Origin of the sequence: Hyphobacterium sp. CCMP332 (assembly GCA_014323545.1) — a bacterium.
Taxonomy (GTDB): domain Bacteria; phylum Bacteroidota; class Bacteroidia; order Cytophagales; family CCMP332; genus CCMP332.
Genome location: CP058647.1, coordinates 1040124 through 1059217, shown reverse-complemented (window position 1 = coordinate 1059217; position 19094 = coordinate 1040124). Strand labels below are relative to the sequence as shown.

At 36.4% G+C, this 19094-nt stretch carries 18 protein-coding genes; 9 read left to right on the top strand and 9 right to left on the bottom strand.

Annotation, left to right across the window (positions count from 1 at the left end):
* Window positions 1–29: 29 nt before the first annotated feature.
* The gene (locus HZR84_04565) at window positions 30–623 is read left to right on the top strand and encodes a thioredoxin family protein (GenBank protein QNL21238.1); all 594 of its coding nucleotides are present in this window, start codon (window positions 30–32) and stop codon (window positions 621–623) included.
* Window positions 624–1286, top strand: a complete 663-nt coding sequence (locus HZR84_04560; GenBank protein ID QNL21237.1) for an NAD-dependent epimerase/dehydratase family protein — start codon at window positions 624–626, stop codon at window positions 1284–1286.
* Here HZR84_04560 and HZR84_04555 read toward each other — a convergent pair.
* From HZR84_04555 to HZR84_04545, 3 genes are all read right to left on the bottom strand, one after another.
* Window positions 1279–2025: a DUF4412 domain-containing protein gene (locus tag HZR84_04555; protein ID QNL21236.1), complete on the bottom strand. Its 747-nt coding sequence runs from the start codon at window positions 2023–2025 to the stop codon at window positions 1279–1281. The genes HZR84_04560 and HZR84_04555 overlap by 8 nt on opposite strands.
* Before the next feature lie 37 nt (window positions 2026–2062).
* Window positions 2063–2746, bottom strand: a complete 684-nt coding sequence (locus tag HZR84_04550) for a DUF4412 domain-containing protein (protein ID QNL21235.1) — start codon at window positions 2744–2746, stop codon at window positions 2063–2065.
* 146 nt (window positions 2747–2892) lie between these two features.
* Entirely contained in the window at window positions 2893–3597 is a 705-nt protein-coding gene (locus HZR84_04545) for a class I SAM-dependent methyltransferase (GenBank protein ID QNL21234.1), read from the bottom strand.
* A 30-nt stretch (window positions 3598–3627) separates the two neighbouring features.
* Between HZR84_04545 and HZR84_04540 the strand changes: the two genes are divergently transcribed.
* Window positions 3628–4614, top strand: a complete 987-nt coding sequence (locus tag HZR84_04540; protein ID QNL21233.1) for a metal-dependent hydrolase — start codon at window positions 3628–3630, stop codon at window positions 4612–4614.
* 2 nt (window positions 4615–4616) lie between these two features.
* Here the strand turns inward: HZR84_04540 and HZR84_04535 are convergent, their stop codons facing one another.
* Window positions 4617–5624 (bottom strand): glycosyltransferase family 9 protein, encoded by a 1008-nt coding sequence (locus tag HZR84_04535; protein QNL21232.1) that lies wholly within the window; start codon window positions 5622–5624, stop codon window positions 4617–4619.
* 3 nt (window positions 5625–5627) lie between these two features.
* Window positions 5628–7319: a PHP domain-containing protein gene (locus HZR84_04530; GenBank protein QNL21231.1), complete on the bottom strand. Its 1692-nt coding sequence runs from the start codon at window positions 7317–7319 to the stop codon at window positions 5628–5630.
* Window positions 7320–7394: 75 nt separating this feature from the next.
* Here HZR84_04530 and HZR84_04525 point away from each other — a divergent pair, with 75 nt between their 5' ends.
* From HZR84_04525 to HZR84_04510, 4 genes are read left to right on the top strand one after another with little or no spacing between them, the layout of a single operon-like run.
* A complete protein-coding gene (locus HZR84_04525; GenBank protein ID QNL21230.1) occupies window positions 7395–7811 on the top strand; it encodes a hypothetical protein in 417 nt (138 codons plus the stop codon).
* A gap of 34 nt (window positions 7812–7845) precedes the next feature.
* Window positions 7846–8391, top strand: a complete 546-nt coding sequence (gene pyrR, locus HZR84_04520; GenBank protein QNL21229.1) for a bifunctional pyr operon transcriptional regulator/uracil phosphoribosyltransferase PyrR — start codon at window positions 7846–7848, stop codon at window positions 8389–8391.
* Between the two features lies 1 nt (window position 8392).
* Window positions 8393–9325, top strand: coding sequence for an aspartate carbamoyltransferase catalytic subunit (locus HZR84_04515; GenBank protein QNL21228.1), 933 nt, complete (start codon window positions 8393–8395; stop codon window positions 9323–9325).
* A gap of 59 nt (window positions 9326–9384) precedes the next feature.
* Window positions 9385–10752 carry a cystathionine beta-synthase gene (locus HZR84_04510; GenBank protein ID QNL21227.1) on the top strand — a complete coding sequence of 456 codons (1368 nt, stop codon included), beginning with the start codon at window positions 9385–9387 and terminating at the stop codon, window positions 10750–10752.
* 36 nt (window positions 10753–10788) lie between these two features.
* On the opposite strand, the gene HZR84_04505 is transcribed toward HZR84_04510, so the two are convergent.
* Both HZR84_04505 and HZR84_04500 read right to left on the bottom strand, forming a co-directional pair.
* Window positions 10789–13659: an insulinase family protein gene (locus HZR84_04505; protein ID QNL21226.1), complete on the bottom strand. Its 2871-nt coding sequence runs from the start codon at window positions 13657–13659 to the stop codon at window positions 10789–10791.
* Between the two features lie 80 nt (window positions 13660–13739).
* Window positions 13740–14453, bottom strand: a complete 714-nt coding sequence (locus HZR84_04500) for a 1-acyl-sn-glycerol-3-phosphate acyltransferase (protein QNL21225.1) — start codon at window positions 14451–14453, stop codon at window positions 13740–13742.
* A 200-nt stretch (window positions 14454–14653) separates the two neighbouring features.
* On the opposite strand from HZR84_04500, the gene HZR84_04495 reads away from it, so the two are divergent.
* Entirely contained in the window at window positions 14654–16384 is a 1731-nt protein-coding gene (locus HZR84_04495; GenBank protein QNL21224.1) for a T9SS type A sorting domain-containing protein, read from the top strand.
* A gap of 45 nt (window positions 16385–16429) precedes the next feature.
* On the opposite strand, the gene HZR84_04490 is transcribed toward HZR84_04495, so the two are convergent.
* Together HZR84_04490 and recA are read right to left on the bottom strand one after the other, a co-directional pair.
* A complete protein-coding gene (locus tag HZR84_04490; protein ID QNL21223.1) occupies window positions 16430–16693 on the bottom strand; it encodes an acylphosphatase in 264 nt (87 codons plus the stop codon).
* A complete protein-coding gene (gene recA, locus HZR84_04485) occupies window positions 16693–17748 on the bottom strand; it encodes a recombinase RecA (protein QNL21222.1) in 1056 nt (351 codons plus the stop codon). Before recA ends, HZR84_04490 begins: the two co-directional genes overlap by 1 nt.
* 106 nt (window positions 17749–17854) lie before the next feature.
* On the opposite strand from recA, the gene HZR84_04480 reads away from it, so the two are divergent.
* Window positions 17855–19003 carry a hypothetical protein gene (locus HZR84_04480; GenBank protein ID QNL21221.1) on the top strand — a complete coding sequence of 383 codons (1149 nt, stop codon included), beginning with the start codon at window positions 17855–17857 and terminating at the stop codon, window positions 19001–19003.
* Window positions 19004–19094: the final 91 nt, after the last annotated feature.

The window sequence follows — 19094 nt, the reverse complement described above, 5'->3', positions numbered from 1 at the left end:
ATTTAGTGTTCGATAGCCATTATTTAATAATGATAAACCTCAATAAATACATACAAAAATCAATGTCATATGCTGAATACCACAACTTTTTTGAAAGTCTGGTATATGAAGAAAAAACCAATTGGCATGAACAAAGCGAAGAAATGATCAATTTCACAAAATTGAATTTTCAACGTTCAAAACGCATCCATAAGCAATTCAGGATAAAGAGTAGACTTTTGGAAGAAGTCAAAAAATTGGATAGAAGGATTACATGGCTGGTGATCACCGAACCATGGTGTGGAGATGCAGCCCAAAACCTACCGGCTTTTCATGAAGTAAGTCAATACAATGATTTTTTAAATTTGAGATTGGTTTTAAGAGATGAAAATCCTGAATTGATCGATATTTTTCTGACGAATGGTACCAGAAGTATTCCTAAAATTATCCAATTGGATGAAAATTTGAATATAATAGTTACCTGGGGACCGAGGCCTGAACCTCTTCAAAAAATGGTATTGGAATTTAAATTAAAACCATGGACCGAAAAGCAAAAATTCTATGAAGATGTGCAGAGTTGGTATAATAAGGATAAAAGTATGACCTTGCAGAACGAAATATTAGCCTTATTGCAAAATATTTAAATGTCTAAAAAAGCAATTATAGCAGGATCAACAGGATTAGTAGGTTCTCATCTACTTGATATTTTACTAGAAAAAGGTGATTACGAGAGAATTGTGACTTTTGTACGAAGACCCAGCGGCATGAGTCATCCGGTTTTAAGAGAACGTCTGGTTGCATTTAAGGATTTGGACTCCATGGAGTTTAATAATGAAGTGGACGATATTTATTGTTGTTTGGGTACAACCATGAAAAAAGCAGGCTCGAAAAAAAAATTTATACAAGTCGATTTTGATTACCCCTTGAAATTAGCTGAAATAGGATTGCAACATGGTGCAAAACGAATGTTCATCGTATCCTCGATGGGAGCCAATAGAAGGAGTATGTTTTTCTACAGCAGAGTTAAAGGTAAAATGGAAGAGGCTATATCCAAATTGCCATTTAAGACGATTGGAATATTTCGACCGGCATTGATACTCGGCGAAAGAAAAGAAACCAGATTAGGTGAAGAAATAGCAAAAAAAGTCACTTCAATCATAGACCCGATATTGCCCAAATCAATGTCAAAATACAAAGGTGTTCAGGCCAGGGACATTGCTAAAGCCATGATTGAATTCTCCAAACTGAATAAGGAGGGCGTACACATCATTGAAAGTGATAAAATAAGAAAAGGGATTTCTACTTGAGAAATTGCCGAAACATGTTGATCATGTCACTCGGATCGTCTTCCGTCACCTTATAGTTATCCGGAATATCAAAAGCACTCGATGAAATGCTTGTTTCATCTATCTCGCTGGCAATGAGGGTAATTTCACGGCCAGTTTGAGAGGTGGTGATTACCTTGAGAGGAAATCCTTCAAAGGCTCCAAAAAACATATCCGGGGTACTTTCTACCAAACTTTTAGGGAAGTCAATGTTAATTTCCTTTGTGACCCAAACTTCATTGGTAGTGGTTTTACCTTCTTCTGTACTTTTCACGATAAATTTTTCCACCGAATAGCCCAATATCTTATCCTTCTCATTGGTTGTTTTAATCTCGGAAGTGACTTCAGAAGCTTTTTTTGCCAATTTTGAATCTTTGCCTCTAGCCATTTTATAGGCAAGCTGACTTGATTTCATCAGCAAGTAACCTTCGTCTTTCTGACCGTCGAATATCATTCCTCCAAAGAGTGTAGATGAAAGGCCACCTTCAGTGGTAAATATTATCCTGTTTTTTTTGATTTTAAAATGGTATTTCTCCGGAGCAAGAGATTTCATTTTACCTGTTTCATCATTATTGATGATTACATCAAAATTAATTACCCCTTCAAAACGATCATCCTTTTGACAACTGCTATTGACCAGGATCAAAAGGAAAAACACGGGCCATACATAAACATGACCTGTAATTCTTTGAATGTGTTTATGAATTAATCTCTTGAGCAAAATTTGATTTGGATAATAAAAACGCTCCTAATTATTCTTAATTACCACCATTAGGCAACATAGCATTAAACATACTAAAGTCAAAATCCTGGATTCTGTAACCTGTTGGAATTTCAAATGCCGAAACATCGACAGGTTCTTTCCTGACATCGGCAACTTCAACCAGCATATTCGTATTATTTTGACTAGTGATGGCCTTCATCGGAAATCCTTCTACACCTTCAAGAAATATATTTCCAGTGAGATTTGCCAGGTTAGTAGGTTTAGAAATAGTGAATTGATCGGTTGTCCAAATGGTGATTACTGTACTTTTGCCTTGTTCTTTTGCAATATATTTGGTGCATTCATAACCCGCGATGGTTTCCTTCTCACCGGTATTGGTGATTTCAAATTTTGTAGCGTGCTCCTTGGAATTTTCATCAAAATCTGCAGATTTCAATTTAAATGCTGTCTGGAATGCATCTGAAATAACATATGCTGTCTTGTGATCGCCATCAAAAATAAAACCGCTCATCAATGACGTAATCTGACCGCCGCTAGTTTTACCTCGCATATTGTGACCCTTTATTTTCAATTGAATTGATTCGGGAAATGCTTTGGAGTACCTGTCAAATTCCTCTCCGGAAATTTTCACTTTGAACTGTATGGTACCTTCAAAATCCTGACTCATTACGCTTAGACTTAGGAAGGCGCCAAGAAGGATAAATACTAATTTTTTCATACTATATAATATTTGATTCTATTACTCCAGGCAATATTCATTCCAGGATTATAAACCCCGAAATTATGCCAAACAAGGCAATTAAAAAAAGAAATGATTAATATTTAAATAAATCGTACTACTTATTGCCAATTATATTTGATTCATTACACTTTGGAACACATACAAGTATATGCATTATTGTTTTGTTTCGATAAAATCTTCGTATGAAAATTGTTTTTTTCAGCAATAGATTTAAAAGTATGGAAGTCAATAAAAAGCCAGTCAAAAGAGTCGCCTTTAATGTTTTTATAGCTCATGGTGTATTTTACTTCTCCGTAATAATTCTCATGATTCAATTCAAAATTGCCAATTTCATCTTCAAACATGTATATGATATCAGACGAGTCAAAAATCAGAATACCATCATCATTTAGCAATTCAGTCACTTTTTGAAAGAATAATCCTAACTTATCAATCGTTCCGGTAATCCCGATCCCATTCATCAACATTAAAATGGTATCGTATTTTTCAGAAGTCAAATCGAAAAAATTGATCTTTCTCGCTTTTTCAAGGCTCCTTTTTTTCATCACTTCTACCGCGCCCTCTGAAATATCAATCGGATAAACATCTAAGCCTTTGGTTTTTAAATATTGGGAATGAGCACCGGCTCCTGCTCCCACATCCAATACTTTTCCTTTGCAATGCTTTAAGGCCATTCTTTCGACTTCCGGCATTTCCAAATAAGTTCTAAAGAACTGTTTGACCCATAAGTTATCTTCTTCTCCGAGACTGGAGGCGACTTTTATAAATTCTCTTTTATTTCCGGAGATATAATCTATAAGTGCAGCACCCAAAGGATCTTTTTTCAATATTTTGGACTTTTGATTCAGTAGACAAAAATGGATATTTTAACTCAAATGGCATTGGGAGGCGCGGTCTCATCGCAAATCTTAAAATCGGAAAATCCAAGAAGGGCGATTTTTTTGGGTGCGATTATAGCTGCAATTCCGGATTTGGATATGTTTCTGATGTTTAATGTCAGTGATTATGAAGAATTGATCTTGCATCGTTCATTTTCGCATGCCGTTCTTCCGTTTCTGCTATTGTCATTTCTAATAATATTCTTTAACCGCTATTTACCGATTGTAAAAAACACCAGCAATTTTCGACTCTTCATCTGTATTTTTCTCGTATTGCTCAGTCATGCTTTTCTCGATTGTTTGACCACCTGGGGCACCCAACTTTTCTGGCCACTCGATACGAGAATTGCCACACAAAGTATATATGTAATTGATCTTATATACTCTTTTAGCCTCGGTTCGGGATTGGCACTACTATTCGTATTTCAAAATAAAAACTGGGCCTTTAAAACCAATCGTTGGACATTGTTATTGTCTTGTACTTATTTAGCTATGCTTTTAGCTTACCAGGAATATTTTAAAGTTTTAATTAGAGAAGAAGCAAGATTTGATGAGGCTCTTAGGGTAGCCACGCAACCGGTACTTTTTGAACCTTTTAAATATAGAGCTGTAATTGAACATCCCGATACATTCTATGTATCGCATAGCGCAATAAGCGTATTTCAAACAGATGAGCTTGATTATTACACAATTCCAAAAAACAAATATTACTTTATTGAAATCTCGGAATTAATCGATTTGTATCCCTTATTTAATTTGAGCAGAGGTTATTTGAGTATTACAAAAAAAGATTCGAATTATTATGAAATCAATGATTTGAGATACGGACCACAAAATTGCCGATCGGAGAATTACAATTCGATTTTCAGCTATTATATTCGTGTAGAAAACGATTCAGTTATTTTTAGCCAAAATATGAGAACCTCAAAAAGACTGGAAAAAATGATGCGAAAAGTATTTCTGTAATTTCAGGGGATATAAAAGTCAAATACAATATCATTCATGCATTTAAAATGCCCTTTGGGGCACTTATTATAACCTATTTTTGAACAAGGTCTGCACGAAATTTTATTGTTTTCAAGCACAGTGAATTTCGTTTGATAAGGGTACATACCAAAAGATGGTATTGTATTCCCCCAGATGGAGAAAACATTCTTCTTAAAAGCCGCAGCAATATGCATCATTCCGGTGTCATGTGTAAAAACATGACTTGCTTTCCTAATTAAATCCGCACTTTGATTAATGGAAAACCTACCACAAGCGTTAAATACTTCAGTTTTTTTACCCAATTCCTTCAATCCTTCTTCATAGGAGGCATTTTCTTCTTTTCGTTCAAAAAACTCTTCTATAATTTTAGCATTGGATGCATCTTCCGGACCACCAATTAGAACTATGGGTTTGTTGATCTTGTCACAAAGTTCGATCATCCTTTCAACAGGCAATTTTTTTGTATTGAACTTGGCGCCAATTACAAAGGCAACGTATTTTTTTCGGTGGCTTTCAGGTAGCCATTCTTTTTCGATTTCATCTTTTTCATCGATAAAATATTCCAAACCCAAATTGTCGTTTTCAACACCCAACGCTTTTACCGTATCCATATATCGATCGACAATATGAACATTTGGAAGCTTATTGACTTTAAAGTTAACCAGAAGCCATTTTTTGAAATTGACCTTATTAAAAGTGTAAGTGGATTTAATCCCTAAAGCCAATTTTAATCGTTTGGTTCGGATATTATTGTGGAGGTCGATGAGTATATCAAAATTTTCTTTTTTTAGTTTTTTAACCAGGGTAGAGAATTTATCGTCTAAAAGGTGAATACCGTTTAAATAAGGGTTGGCAGAAAGAATATCTGAATATTGGGCCTTGGTGCAATAATGAATCTCGGCATTTAACTGATTTTTCAAAGTTCTTATGACCGGAGTTGTCAAAACGATATCTCCAATGGAAGAAAATCTCACAATTAGAATTTTCATCAATCAGGCCTTTGATTTCTTTTTTGAAAAATAGGACTCCACATCTTTTGTACTTAAGGTATTAAATGTTCTGTCTTTGGTCAGGCCACCTTTTCTTCCAACACAAACACCATAATGCATGTCTTTGTAACCTTTTATTTCATGTGCGTCCGGATTGATGCTCAACCATAATCCTTTTTCTATGGCATATGAAACCCACTCCCATGATAAATCCAAACGCCAGGGATTTGCATTAATTTCAATAATCACATCGTTTTCTGCACAGGCATCAATAATCATTTTATGATTGATGGGATATCCTTTTCGTTTTAATAACAACCTTCCCGTTGGATGGCCTAAAAAGGTAGTATATGGATTTTCTATTGCTTTGATTAGTCTTGCTGTAGCTTTTCTTTCATCCATACTTAATCCGGAATGAATACTTGCAACAATAAAATCAAAGGACTTAAGAACATCATCCGAATAATCCAGGGAGCCGTCATTTAAAATATCCGATTCAATGCCTTTAAATATTTTAAATGCTGACATTTTTTTATTTAGCTCATCAATTTCTTTATGCTGCAGAATAATACGACTTTCATCGAGCCCGTTGGCATAAAAGGCTGATTTTGAATGATCGCTGATTCCGAGGTATTCAAGGCCCATTTCTTTTGCAGCCCTGGCCATTTCCTCTAAGGTATTACGTCCATCAGAATAGGTGCTGTGATTGTGAATTGTTCCTTTGAGGTCCTGATCTTGTAAAAGTTCATTCAATTTACCTTCCTTCATCAATTCCCACTCATTCATTCCTTCCCTGAGTTCTGGAGGAATCCATTCTGCACCAAATGCAGTGTAGACTTCACTTTCTTCTTGAAAGGATGTCTTATTCAAAAACTCTCCAAAACTTTGCCCTTCGGCATTGCTTTTATTGAAATGATCAGCATCACTGTTTAAATAAATTAATCTATTACCAAAATCGGCTTTGTCTGCAAATAAAAATTCAATAGCCAGCTCTTTTTCTTTAATAATCCCTTTAAGAGAAAAAGGTCCGGAAGTTTTGAAATTCAGATCAATTCCCGGCATGGTTTCTAATTTATCCAGCAATTTATCGTAATCGGCAATAACCAGAAACTGCAATAATTCGACCACCTCAAGTAACCGCGCTGCCTCGCCTGCCAATTCGATTCTTTCCACTTCAGGCTTAAGTTCTTCAAGAATTATTTCTGCGATATTTTCAGCTTCTGCATAATATACTTTTCCACTTTGCTCTTTGGCAAATAGCAAATAATCCAGAATTGCTTTCTGTGTTTTATCGCCAAACCCTTTCCAATCGGCCAGTTTGCCTTCCTTTGCCGCATTTAGTAGCTCATCTTTATTTTGAATATGGTATTCCTTCCAAAGTACCCTTATTTTTTTAGGGCCAACACCTTTGACATCGAGCATTTCAACGATACCCTCAGGTGTTTTTTCTAATAGTTCATTGAGCTCCTTAAATGATCCATTTTCTAAGATACTCGCGAGTTTGTCATTCAGATTTTTACCAATACCATCTATATTTTGCCACTCTTCAGGTGCTGTTTCAGCAATAGAAACCGGAATTTTCTCAATATTGAAGGCCGCATTTTGATAGGATCTCACTTTAAATGGATTTGCTTCATGCAATTCCAATAGTTTTGCAGCTTTTTGAAGTATTTTAGAGATGCTCTTATTGTCCAAGTGTTTTCGTTATTTGGTGCAATATTTGGTAAAGATAATTATGTAAACTTGTTTCAAGAATTTGAAATTCACAATATGAAAATATTACAAAGTATAATCCTCACATCGCTTGTGTTTATTTTAATAGCCCCCTCTTGCAAAAAAGAAGAAGCAGAAGAGAAAAGCTTCGATTTTGATTTGTTAAAAGAGCAGGTTTGGTATTTTGCCGGTGAGGAAACAAGTGGAGATACAATTTATTACAGACCAGAGACGTATGATTTTCCGATGTCAAGAGGTAGAGAAGGGTTTAAATTAAAAGAAGAGGGCAAAGTATTATATCATGCGATAAGCCCTACAGATTTTCCTATGAAATTTGAAAATGCCAAATGGTCATTTGATGAAGGAGTTTTAACAATTGAAATTCCGGGCAATGAATACGCTCAGCCCAGAGTATTGCAGTATCGCATATTATCACTTGATAAAGAAAAACTTAAGGCCATCGCGATTTATTAATTACCTAAACAATTACTAATTTTGCCGAAGCCTCATGGAGAAACGCTGTATTCTCGACACCAGACAACTGAACATAACGCTTAGCCGGCTGTGTCAGGAACTAATTGAAAATTATTCCAATTTTGAGGATACCGTTATTTTGGGAATGCAACCCAGAGGAACTCTTTTCGCTTCCCGTATTCAAAAAAGAATTAAAGATTTATTAGATAAGGAAATTGCCCTTGGTCAATTGGATGTGACCTTTTACAGGGATGATTTCAGAAGAAAATCTGAGCCGATCAAGGCGAGCAGCACTGAAGTTCCATTTTTAATAGAAAATAAACACGTAATTCTTGTAGACGATGTATTGTTTACCGGCCGCTCGGTGAGAGCCGCACTAGATGCGATGATTGCTTTCGGGAGACCAAAATCTGTGGAGTTAATGATTCTAATAAATCGAAAAAACTCTCAGGAATTACCAATCAAACCGGATTATATTGGAAGAACAGTAAATACTTTGAACTCACAAAGAGTAAAAGTGCAATGGGATGAAAAGGATATTAAAAATAAAGTTTGGCTTATAGATTTAGAAGAAGAATAACATGACAAATCTGAGCGTCGATCATCTTTTAGGAATACACGAACTGAATAAAGAGGATCTACATTTAATTTTTGAAACTGCAGATAACTTTTTAGAAGTTATTAATCGACCTATCAAAAAAGTCCCATCGCTCAGAGATATTACCATTGCCAATGTATTCTTTGAAAATTCCACAAGAACCAGAATATCCTTTGAGCTTGCGGAAAAAAGGCTTTCGGCTGATGTGGTCAATTTTTCGGGTTCATCGAGTTCATTGAAGAAAGGGGAAACGCTTCTTGATACCGTTAACAATATTTTGGCAATGAAAGTGGATATGATTGTGATGCGACATTCCAGTCCCGGAGCATGTCATTTTCTTTCAAAAAATATTGATGCGGCAATAATAAATGCCGGCGACGGAACACATGAACATCCGACACAGGCACTTTTAGATGCCTATTCTATAAGAAAGTCTTTGGGTCAGATAAAAGGGAAAAAAGTGGCTATAATTGGAGACATTACACATTCAAGAGTGGCATTATCGAATATTTTCGCATTAAAAAAATTAGGTGCGGAAATAATGGTTTGTGGTCCGAATACTTTAATTCCAAGATATATTGAAAAACTAGGGGTTAAAAAGGAATTGGATTTAATAAAGGCCCTGGAATGGTGTGATGTTGCCAATGTTTTGCGAATTCAGCTGGAAAGACAAAAGGCAAAATATTTTCCTTCGCTTAGAGAATATTCACTCTATTACGGAATCAACAAAAATATTCTGGATCAGCTGGATAAGGAAATTCTGATAATGCACCCCGGACCCATCAACAGAGGAGTGGAAATTGACAGCGATGTTGCTGACTCGGATCACAGCATTATCCTCGACCAGGTAGAAAATGGGGTGGCAATAAGAATGGCTGTCTTGTATCTTTTGGCGGGAAAAGTCAAAAACTCTTAAAATTAAATTGTATTTAGCTGCCGCTGAACTTTATCTTTGCAATAAATCAAATACAAATAATGAAATACCTTAACTCTATCATTGAAACCATTGGAAATACACCTTTAATTAAATTAAATAAGGTCAACAGGGGAATAAAAGGGACCATTTTAGTCAAGGTTGAATATTTCAATCCGGGTAATTCAATGAAAGACAGAATGGCCATTAAAATGGTAGAAGATGCTGAAAAGGAAGGCAAATTAAAACCGGGAGGGACCATTATCGAGGGTACTTCAGGCAATACCGGGATGGGGCTGGCCCTTGCTGCCATTGCCAAAGGTTATAAATGTGTTTTTACATTAGCTGATAAACAATCCAAAGAGAAAATCGACATCCTTAAAGCCATGGGGGCGGAAGTTATTGTTTGTCCTACCAATGTGGAGCCTACTGACCCGCGATCGTATTACTCTGTTGCAAAAAAGCTCAATGAGGAAATTGAAAACTCTTTTTATCCTAATCAATACGATAACATGTCGAATACGAAAGCCCATTATGAAACTACCGGGCCTGAAATTTGGAAGGATACTGAGGGAAAGATTACACATTATGCCGCCGGAGTAGGTACTGGAGGATCCATGTGCGGAACAGCCCAATACTTAAAAGAGCAAAATAAAGAGGTGGTTACTGTTGGTATTGATACTTATGGATCGGTATTTAAAAAATACAAAGAGACCGGCGTATTTGATGAAAAAGAAGTTTATCCCTATTTAACCGAAGGTATCGGAGAGGATATTCTTCCAAAAAATGTTGACTTTTCTGTGATTGATCATTTTGTAAAAGTAACAGATAAGGACGGTGCAATTATGGCGAGAAGGCTGGCACGTGAAGAAGGATTGTTCATTGGGTGGTCTTGTGGTTCTGCAGTGGCCGGAGCCCTCGATTACGCTAAAGAAAATTTAAAAGAGGAGGATGTCATGGTAATTATACTACCAGACCATGGTACGAGATATCTGGGAAAAGTATATAGCGATGACTGGATGAAGGAAAGAGGATTTTTAGAAAACCGACAGTTTTCTAATGCAAGAGAAATCGCTGAGCGACAAGGTAAATTAATTACAGTATCCAAAGAAGATAAGGTTTCGGATGTCATCAATCTTCTTAATAAAAAGGCCATATCTCAAATTCCCGTTCAAAACGGACACAATGAAATCGTAGGGAGTATTGTGGATTCGCGACTTTTAAAGAAAATCATCTCCGACCCGGAACTAAAAAACAAAAAAGTAGAGGATGTGATGGAAGAACCCTTCCCATTTGTGGCTATGGATACCACTGTTGATACTTTATCTTCAATGATTAGTAAACACGGAGCATTACTGGTAAGAGATGAATCTAACACGGTACACATTATAACAGAAGCTGATCTTCTTGCAGAAGCGGTTAGAAACTAAAAAAAAGCGGAAGATTTAATTCCTCCGCTCATTTACTTATTTTTTATCTTTTAGTTTATCTGTATCAGGACTGACTATTTCGTTCCCGTCCTTGTCGAGTTCCTTGACAGGAAAGCCCAATTTTTCTAAATCTGTTTTTATAACTGATTTATCTCCCACAACAATGATATTCATTTTATCGGGGTCAAGGTATTTTTTGGCAAGCATATCCAGTTCCTCTTTCTTAATATTTTGTAAGATTTCATTTTGCTTCTGTGTGAAATCATCTTCCAGATTATATGTTATGATTCTTCGAAGAAAGGATGCTTTTTGATAAGGAGATTCATAGGACAACGCTTCTCTTTGACCAATGGAATTTTTCATAAATTCCAATTCCGAATCCGTCATTCCGTTTTGGTAATAGTTTGAAATCTCACTCATAAATTCATTCACTGAAGCAGCAGTTGCATCAAGTTTTACGCCTGCATAAGCCGTAAATGTTCCATCGTATTTATCTGCACTAAAACTGGAACGGGCTCCATAAGTATAACCTTTATCTTCTCTCAAATTCATGTTGATTCTTGAATTAAAGAAACCTCCTAAAGGGTAATTACTTAAAGTGGTTTTGTAATATTCACCCGTTGCATCGTAGGTCAGGCCGGTGTACTTTCCAATTCTGACCTGAGACTGAGCCGATTTTTCTTTATCAACCAAATACACTGTGGTATTCTCCTGTATTGGAATTTTAAATTCCTTGGGAATTTCAACCGCTTTGCCATTCCATTGTTGAAAACTATTCATTAAAGGAATGATTTCTTCTTTTTCTACCTGCCCCACAACTACAATGTTTGCTGTGGAAGGGGAGAAGACTCTTGCATAATATTGTTTGACATCAGCCAGACTAATATTTTCAACAGTTTCGGTAGTACCTATTGAAGGAATCCCCAATATGTTGTTCTGACCGTATAAAATTTTATTATAAACCTTCGTTGCTATTGCCGGAGCCTGTGTATTTTGATTGGCAATATATTCGAGTTGCTGCTTTTTTAAACGATTAAAATCTTCTTCTTTAAAACCCGGTTGAAATAAAATTTCATTGGCCAATTCCATTGTTTGACCCAGGTATTTTTTCAGAGTCCTTATATTGACAGTAATTTGATTATCTGAAGCCCTTACAGAGACTGAGCTTCCCAATAATTCCAGGGCTTTTGCCATGTCTTCCGCACTTCTGTTTTGCGTTGACTCGTTCATCAAGCTGGTCATAAGATTGGTTATTCCTGCCTTGGATGGATCCTTTGCTTCCAATCTTTGTCCACCTTCCAAAGTCAGAAGAATATTTACAACGGGAATTTCATTGCTGCTTGTGCCGATGATTGGAATATCATTTTGCAATGCATGACGCCAGGTTTCTGGAATGGTAATTACCGGATTTTCACCTGATGGAGGTCTAACACCTCTGTCAAAATCATCTTTGGGTTTATTATAGACTAAATCCGAATATTCATCCGGACCTGCTTTGTAATTCGATTTGTCAATTTCAAAATTGTCATCTGCGGCTATCAGGTCCTTGGCGCCTTCAGGATATACACTCAAAATAACGGAGGCTTTGCTTTTGATATATTTATTATAGGCATTCATTACATCCTCGGTTGTTAGATTTTGATATCTCTCGAGATCTTTTTGAATGTAATTTGGACTTTCTGTGAAAGTTGCGTATTGAGCGAGCTGAGATACTTTTCCACGAACAGTGGAAAGACCAAAAATCACCGATGATTCGCGCTGGGCAGCATATTTTCTTACATCCTCATCTTTCACACCCCTTTCTTCAAATTCCTTGAGTGATTCCCTGAAAACTTTTTCAATTTCTGCTAGCTGTGTACCCGGATTGGCGAGGGCCAACATGGTAAATTCACCTGAAAGTTCGTAACAGGGTTGAAAGGCCGATGCCTGTACAGCTTTTTGAGTTTTGATTAAGTTTTTATGAAGAATCGAAGTTTGTCCTCCACCAATAATACTCGCAAAACAATCAATGGCTGCTTCATCTTCATGATAAACCGGAACGGTAGGCCAGGTCATTCGAAGCATTGGAAATCTAATCTGATCTTCATAAGAAACATATCGGTCAGATTCAATCGTAGGAATCATCTTATCCATGTTTTTAACTTCGGGCCCCATTGGAATACTTCCAAAATATTTTTCTGTAAGTGCCAGTACATTTTTAGGATTCACATCACCGCCAACGGTTAAGGTGGCATTGTTGGGTCCGTACCAACGCATGAAAAATTTCTTTAGGTCGTTAACATCAACTCTGTTCAAATCTTCAATATATCCTATGGTCAACCATGAATATGGATGCCCATATGGATATAGATTTTTGGAGCTGTACTCTCCTGCAAGGCCATATGGCCTGTTGTCGTAGTTTTGGCCTCTTTCATTTTTTACAGTAGCGCGTTGGATTTCAAATTTTTCCTGAGTTACAGCGTCTAATAAATAGCCCATTCTGTCGGCTTCGAGCCATAGTCCAATCTCCAATTGATTAGAAGGTAATGTTTCAAAATAATTGGTTCTGTCTTTATTTGTGCTACCATTGAGAGTTCCACCTGATTCATTCACAATTTTAAAGTGTTCATCATCGCCGACATTTTCAGAGCCCTGAAACATCATGTGTTCAAAAAAATGTGCAAACCCGGATTTGCCAATTTCTTCTCTGGCAGAACCTACATGGTATGTTACATCTATATGAACGACCGGATCGGAATGATCCTCGTGTATGATCAGTGTTAATCCATTATCGAGAATATATTTCTCATAAGGGATGACAAGTTTGTCTGTAGATTGGGCGACTTTTTCTACCATTTTGGTATCAGCATTTGACTTAGACCCCATGGTAAAAATGGCTAAAGTGACTAGTGTTAATATTTTCTTCATTTTTATATAGTTCGTGTTTCAATTTCTAGATTTCTTTTAAAGCTCAGTACTTAAAATACTCTAAAGGTCAATAATGTTTGTCAGGAGTTTTTATTTGTGTTTTTACGGTTCAAAAAATCATGCATAATTTGAAAACAATGTTCTTTCAAATCTTTTTCAGTATAATTTTCAGGTGACACAGGTTCGAGAAACTGAATCCTGACTGTACCGGGTTTTATTGAAAATGGCCCGGATCTGGGCATTAAATTTATGGCATTTTCAATGACCATTGGTTGAATATTAACATTTAATTGTTTCGCCAATCTGAAAGCTCCATCATAAAATGGTTGCAAAAGGGTATCTCCACGGTTCATAGTGCCCTCCGGAAAAATCAAAATAGATATATTCTTTGCAATGGTTCTTCTCAATTCATCAAAACTCTTTTTGCGACTCTCCTGACTGCTCCTGTCTACAAGAACTACATTCATTCTGTAAATCCAGCCAAAAATCGGGAATTTGGTCATTTCAATTTTTCCCAGCGGCCGGCATTGTCCATTCATGGCAATTGCAAATGCGGGAGCATCCAAAAATGACGTATGATTGCTGATGACAATACTTGCATTGTTTTTGTCTATTTTTTCTCTGCCCTTTACCCGAAAATAAATGAAATTCATCCAGCTGAATAAATAGGACCATACTTTAAGGAAAAAGTAGGCTATATCTCCGCCAATCTTTAAACCAAAAATATAAGGGATTAGCAGTAATGGCAGAATAACAATCATCCAGAATGTAAAAACGATTGCAACCCAGACCATGTATATGTATTGAAGTATGCGCATCGCGCAAAAATAGATAAGAAAATGAATTTAGTTTTTTTAGAAAATGCTCGACAGGGAATCTATTCTAGGAGCTATATAATGGATGAAAACTGACGCAAGATCATCATTTTCTTGGGGCGATGATTTGCCAAGCTGAAATCATAGCATTAACTTCGAAAATCAAAAACACAAACAATATGAAAAGATTTTTAATTCTCACCATCTTAGTTCTTGGATCGTATATCATTAAGGCTCAAGGACTTGATCTTGCTCTTAATCAGATTACCATGTCTGACTTCGTAAATTTGAATAATACTCCAGTTAATGCTGAAGCGGTAATTAGAAATATTGGAAACGTGACTGTCAATTCATTTGACGTAGGAATGAGCGTTGATGGCGGCGCGGCTGTGGTATTTCCAATTTCAGGATTGACCTTGGCTCAGGGTGAAAATTATAATTTAACAAGATTAAATGCATGGAATCCCGAAATGTTGGGTCGATATACAATTACCATGTGGGTAACAAATATAAATGGTGGTTCAACGGATGTTAACAACCTAAACGATACTCTTTCGAAATCGGTTGAAGTTTATGATGAATTTGTAAGCAGAGATGCCTTTCACGAAGTATTTACTTCTTCTACCTGCGGTCCTTGTAATCCGGGCAATGTAAATACTGATAATGTATGGAATGGTAGTTCGCGTACACCTGTAATTATAAAGTATCAGATGTCATGGCCTGGAACGGGTGATCCTTATTATACCACTGAAGGAAATGCAAGAAGAAATTATTACAATGTTAATTCGGTTCCAAACATGCAAATTGATGGTGGTTGGAATGGCAATTCCAACTCTTACACCAATGCAATTTTAGAATCCTATTCAGATATTCCGGCATTTCTTGAAGTTGAAAGTAATTTTACCGTGACCGGAAAAACCGTTGATATTAATTTAGCCATCAAACCATTAAAAGACCTGAAAGGAAATAACAAATTACATTGTGCGATTATAGAAAAAACAACTTTTAACAATGTAAAAAGCAATGGAGAGACAGTATTTCATGATGTAATGAAAAAAATGGTGCCAAATGAGAATGGAACCTATGTCGGAAATATATATACCGGTCAGCCTTTGACATATGAATTGAGCTATACTTTTCAGGGTAATTATAGATTACCTTCAAATGCCACGAATCCTATAAATCATTCTACTGAACATTCGGTTGAGGAATTTACGGATCTAGGCGTAATTATTTGGGTTCAAAACGTTGGCTCTAAGGACGTATTCCATGCTTCTTACAGTACGGATAAACAAACCAATCTCGATTTGTCATTTGCATCAATTACAACAGCTGAAAATGTACTGGTAAATGAAAATGCCAATATTGAAGGTATAATTGTAAATAATCAGAATACACAAATCAATTCATTTGATGTAGTTTACAGAATTGATGGTGGAACAGAACAAAGAGAAAATGTAAGTGGGGTTTTGCTGTCAAAAGGTGACTCAATGACTTTTACACACTCTACTCAATGGATGCCAGCCAGTACCGGCTTGCATAAAGTTGAGGTCTGGATCGATAATATTAACGGTGCTGGTCAAAATACATCTGATGACCTCAGTGTCAATGATGAAGCACATAAATATGTTATTTCATCGACGACATTGGGCAATCTTCCGGTTTACGATATTGCAAAAACAGTTAATGTATATCCGAATCCAAGTAAGGGAATTGTACACATCAACTCAATATCGCATATGGCCAAATCAGTAGAGGTTTACACAATGACGGGCGAGTTGATTACTAAGAAATCAATGGGAACTAAGGGAATTTTTGATCTTGATCTCAGCAATGAAAATTCCGGACTCTATATATTGAGATTCCAAACCGCGGATGGCGTATTTAGTAAAAGAGTTGTAATTAAATAATAAGGAGATAATAATAAAACAAAAGCCGGCATTAGCCGGCTTTTTTTATTGTATTTCAAATTTGGAATAACTTCGATGGCCTATTTTTTCCCATTGACAGTTTTCGACTTTTGCAGCGGGTGGTCCCGTTTTACACCATTCTATTAAGACTTCAATATTATTTTCAGAACCCTGTGCTTCAATTAATACAGAGCCGTCACTTTGATTTTTTACAAAGCCATTTAAAGATAGCTGTCTGGCCTTCGCCTTTGTCGAGGCCCTGTAAAACACACCCTGGACTTTGCCTTCAACTACTATTCGGACGTTCATTAGTCCTGTTCGACTTCTTTTTGTCTTCTTTTTTTAGTTTTATTATCTTCTTTTGAAGGCACTCCATTGATTACATCTCTGATCTTTTTTTCAATTTCCTCCGCCAATTCAGGATTATCGATTAAAAGATTCTTCACAGCATCTCTTCCTTGACCAAGTTTGTTTCCCGCATAAGAAAACCAGGAACCCGATTTTTGTACGATATCCAGTTCTACTCCCATATCGAGAATCTCACCTTCTTTGGAAATACCCAATCCGTACATAATATCAAATTCAACAACTTTGAAAGGCGGGGCAACCTTATTCTTCACTACTTTTACTTTAGTCCTGTTTCCCAATACATTATCAGCAGCTTCCTTAATCTGACCTATCCTTCGAATGTCAAGTCGTACAGAGGCATAAAATTTAAGGGCGTTACCACCGGTTGTGGTTTCTGGATTACCAAACATTACCCCGATTTTTTCTCTTAATTGGTTTATAAAAACGCAGGTACAGCTTGTTTTGTGAATTGTTCCTGTCAATTTCCTTAAAGCCTGCGACATCAACCTGGCTTGAAGTCCCATTTTACTATCACCCATTTCTCCCTCTATTTCACCTTTGGGGACCAAAGCCGCCACGGAGTCAATAACAATAATATCGATGGCACCTGAACGAATCAAATGTTCTGCAATTTCCAACGCTTGCTCACCATTGTCGGGTTGAGAAACAAGTAAATTTTCCAGATCAATACCCAGTTTTTCAGCATAGGATTTGTCAAAAGCATGCTCAGCATCAATAAATGCAGCAAGACCACCTTTTTTTTGAGCCTCTGCAATCGCATGCATTGACAAAGTTGTTTTACCGGAAGATTCTGGTCCGTATATCTCAATTATACGCCCTCTCGGAAATCCTCCAACGCCTAAGGCAAGGTCTAATCCCAGAGATCCAGTTGATATTGCCGGAATATCTACAACGTTCTCGTCATTGAGACGCATGACAGTTCCTTTGCCATAGGTTTTCTCAAGTTTATCTATTGTTATTTGTAGTGCTTTAAGTTTTTCTGAATTTTCGGCCATTTTCCTGCTAATTTGAAGTGAAATTACAACTATATTGGAAATTTATTTATTTCGTTTTGCAAATAAGTCATATAAGTGTGCAGTCTATCTGCGCAGCCTGATGAAAATGAAAAAAGTTTGGTTTTTGTTCTTCATTTTTCTTGTCGCTTTGATTTCCGAACTATCCGCACAATTGGATAATTCAGGACTGTTTTATGATTTTAGAAATATGGATTCTTCTCAAGTAGGAGATCTGAATTTGGAGATCTACGGATTGGCTTTCAATAAAAATAATGAGTATTATGAGAAAACGGTGACAGGTTACACCTTATTTGGCCACCTTTTTAGACCTGAAATTTCATATCATCTTCATAAGGATTTCTATGTTAAAGTTGGGATTATTACGAGAAAGGATTTTGGAAACAATGATTTCACATTAACTCAACCTACATTTTTATTAAGATATGATTATAAGAAATTCAAATTTCTCTTTGGTACCATAAGGGGACCTCTTGAACATAATTACGTTGAACCATTATATGATTTTGAGAGAATCGTTTCGGATAATCCCGAAAATGGTTTACAGGTGCTTTTCAATTCCAAATATTTTGATGCTGATGGATGGATTTCCTGGAACAGAACCATTTACGACAGATCTCCTTTTCGGGAGGAGTTTAATGGCGGGGCTTCCGGAAGTGTTAAATTTGTTAATAATGAATCATATAAACTCAGCATTCCATTACAATGGGTTGTTACACATCTCGGAGGTCAAATTGATGATGATCCTCAACCTGCAAGAACTGTGTATAATTTGGGAAGTGGGTTAGATGTCTTTGCAAAAACAGGCGAAGGTTTTATCAATTCTCTAAGGTTCCAGGGATATTTTCTTACATTCAACTCTCTTGAATCTACCGAATTAATAATTCCCCCTTTTAAAGACGGTTATGGATATTATCTCAATTTGACCATTAATTCACATATGGGTTCTGTAATGTTGAGTTATTGGAATGGAGATGAGTTCAGTGCCTGGAATGGAGGTGCATTATATCAGTCTACCAGTCAAAATTGGAGGGAACCCTTTGCTTTGCAGAACCAGAGAGAAATAATCATTTTGAGACTCCTTAATGATATCAAGCTCAAAAATAATTTGAGAATCCTTCCAAGGATGGAACCTAATTACAATATCAGAGATAATAAATGGGGATTGTCATTCGGACTTTATGTGAGATTTCAGGAATATTTTAAACTTCTGAATATTAAACCAGGCAATAATTGAAATATATTTTTCTTTTCCTTGGCTTAATTCTTTTATTTTTTTTGGTCTCAAATTGGAATAATGTTCACTATGGATTGGTCCAGTTAAAAGG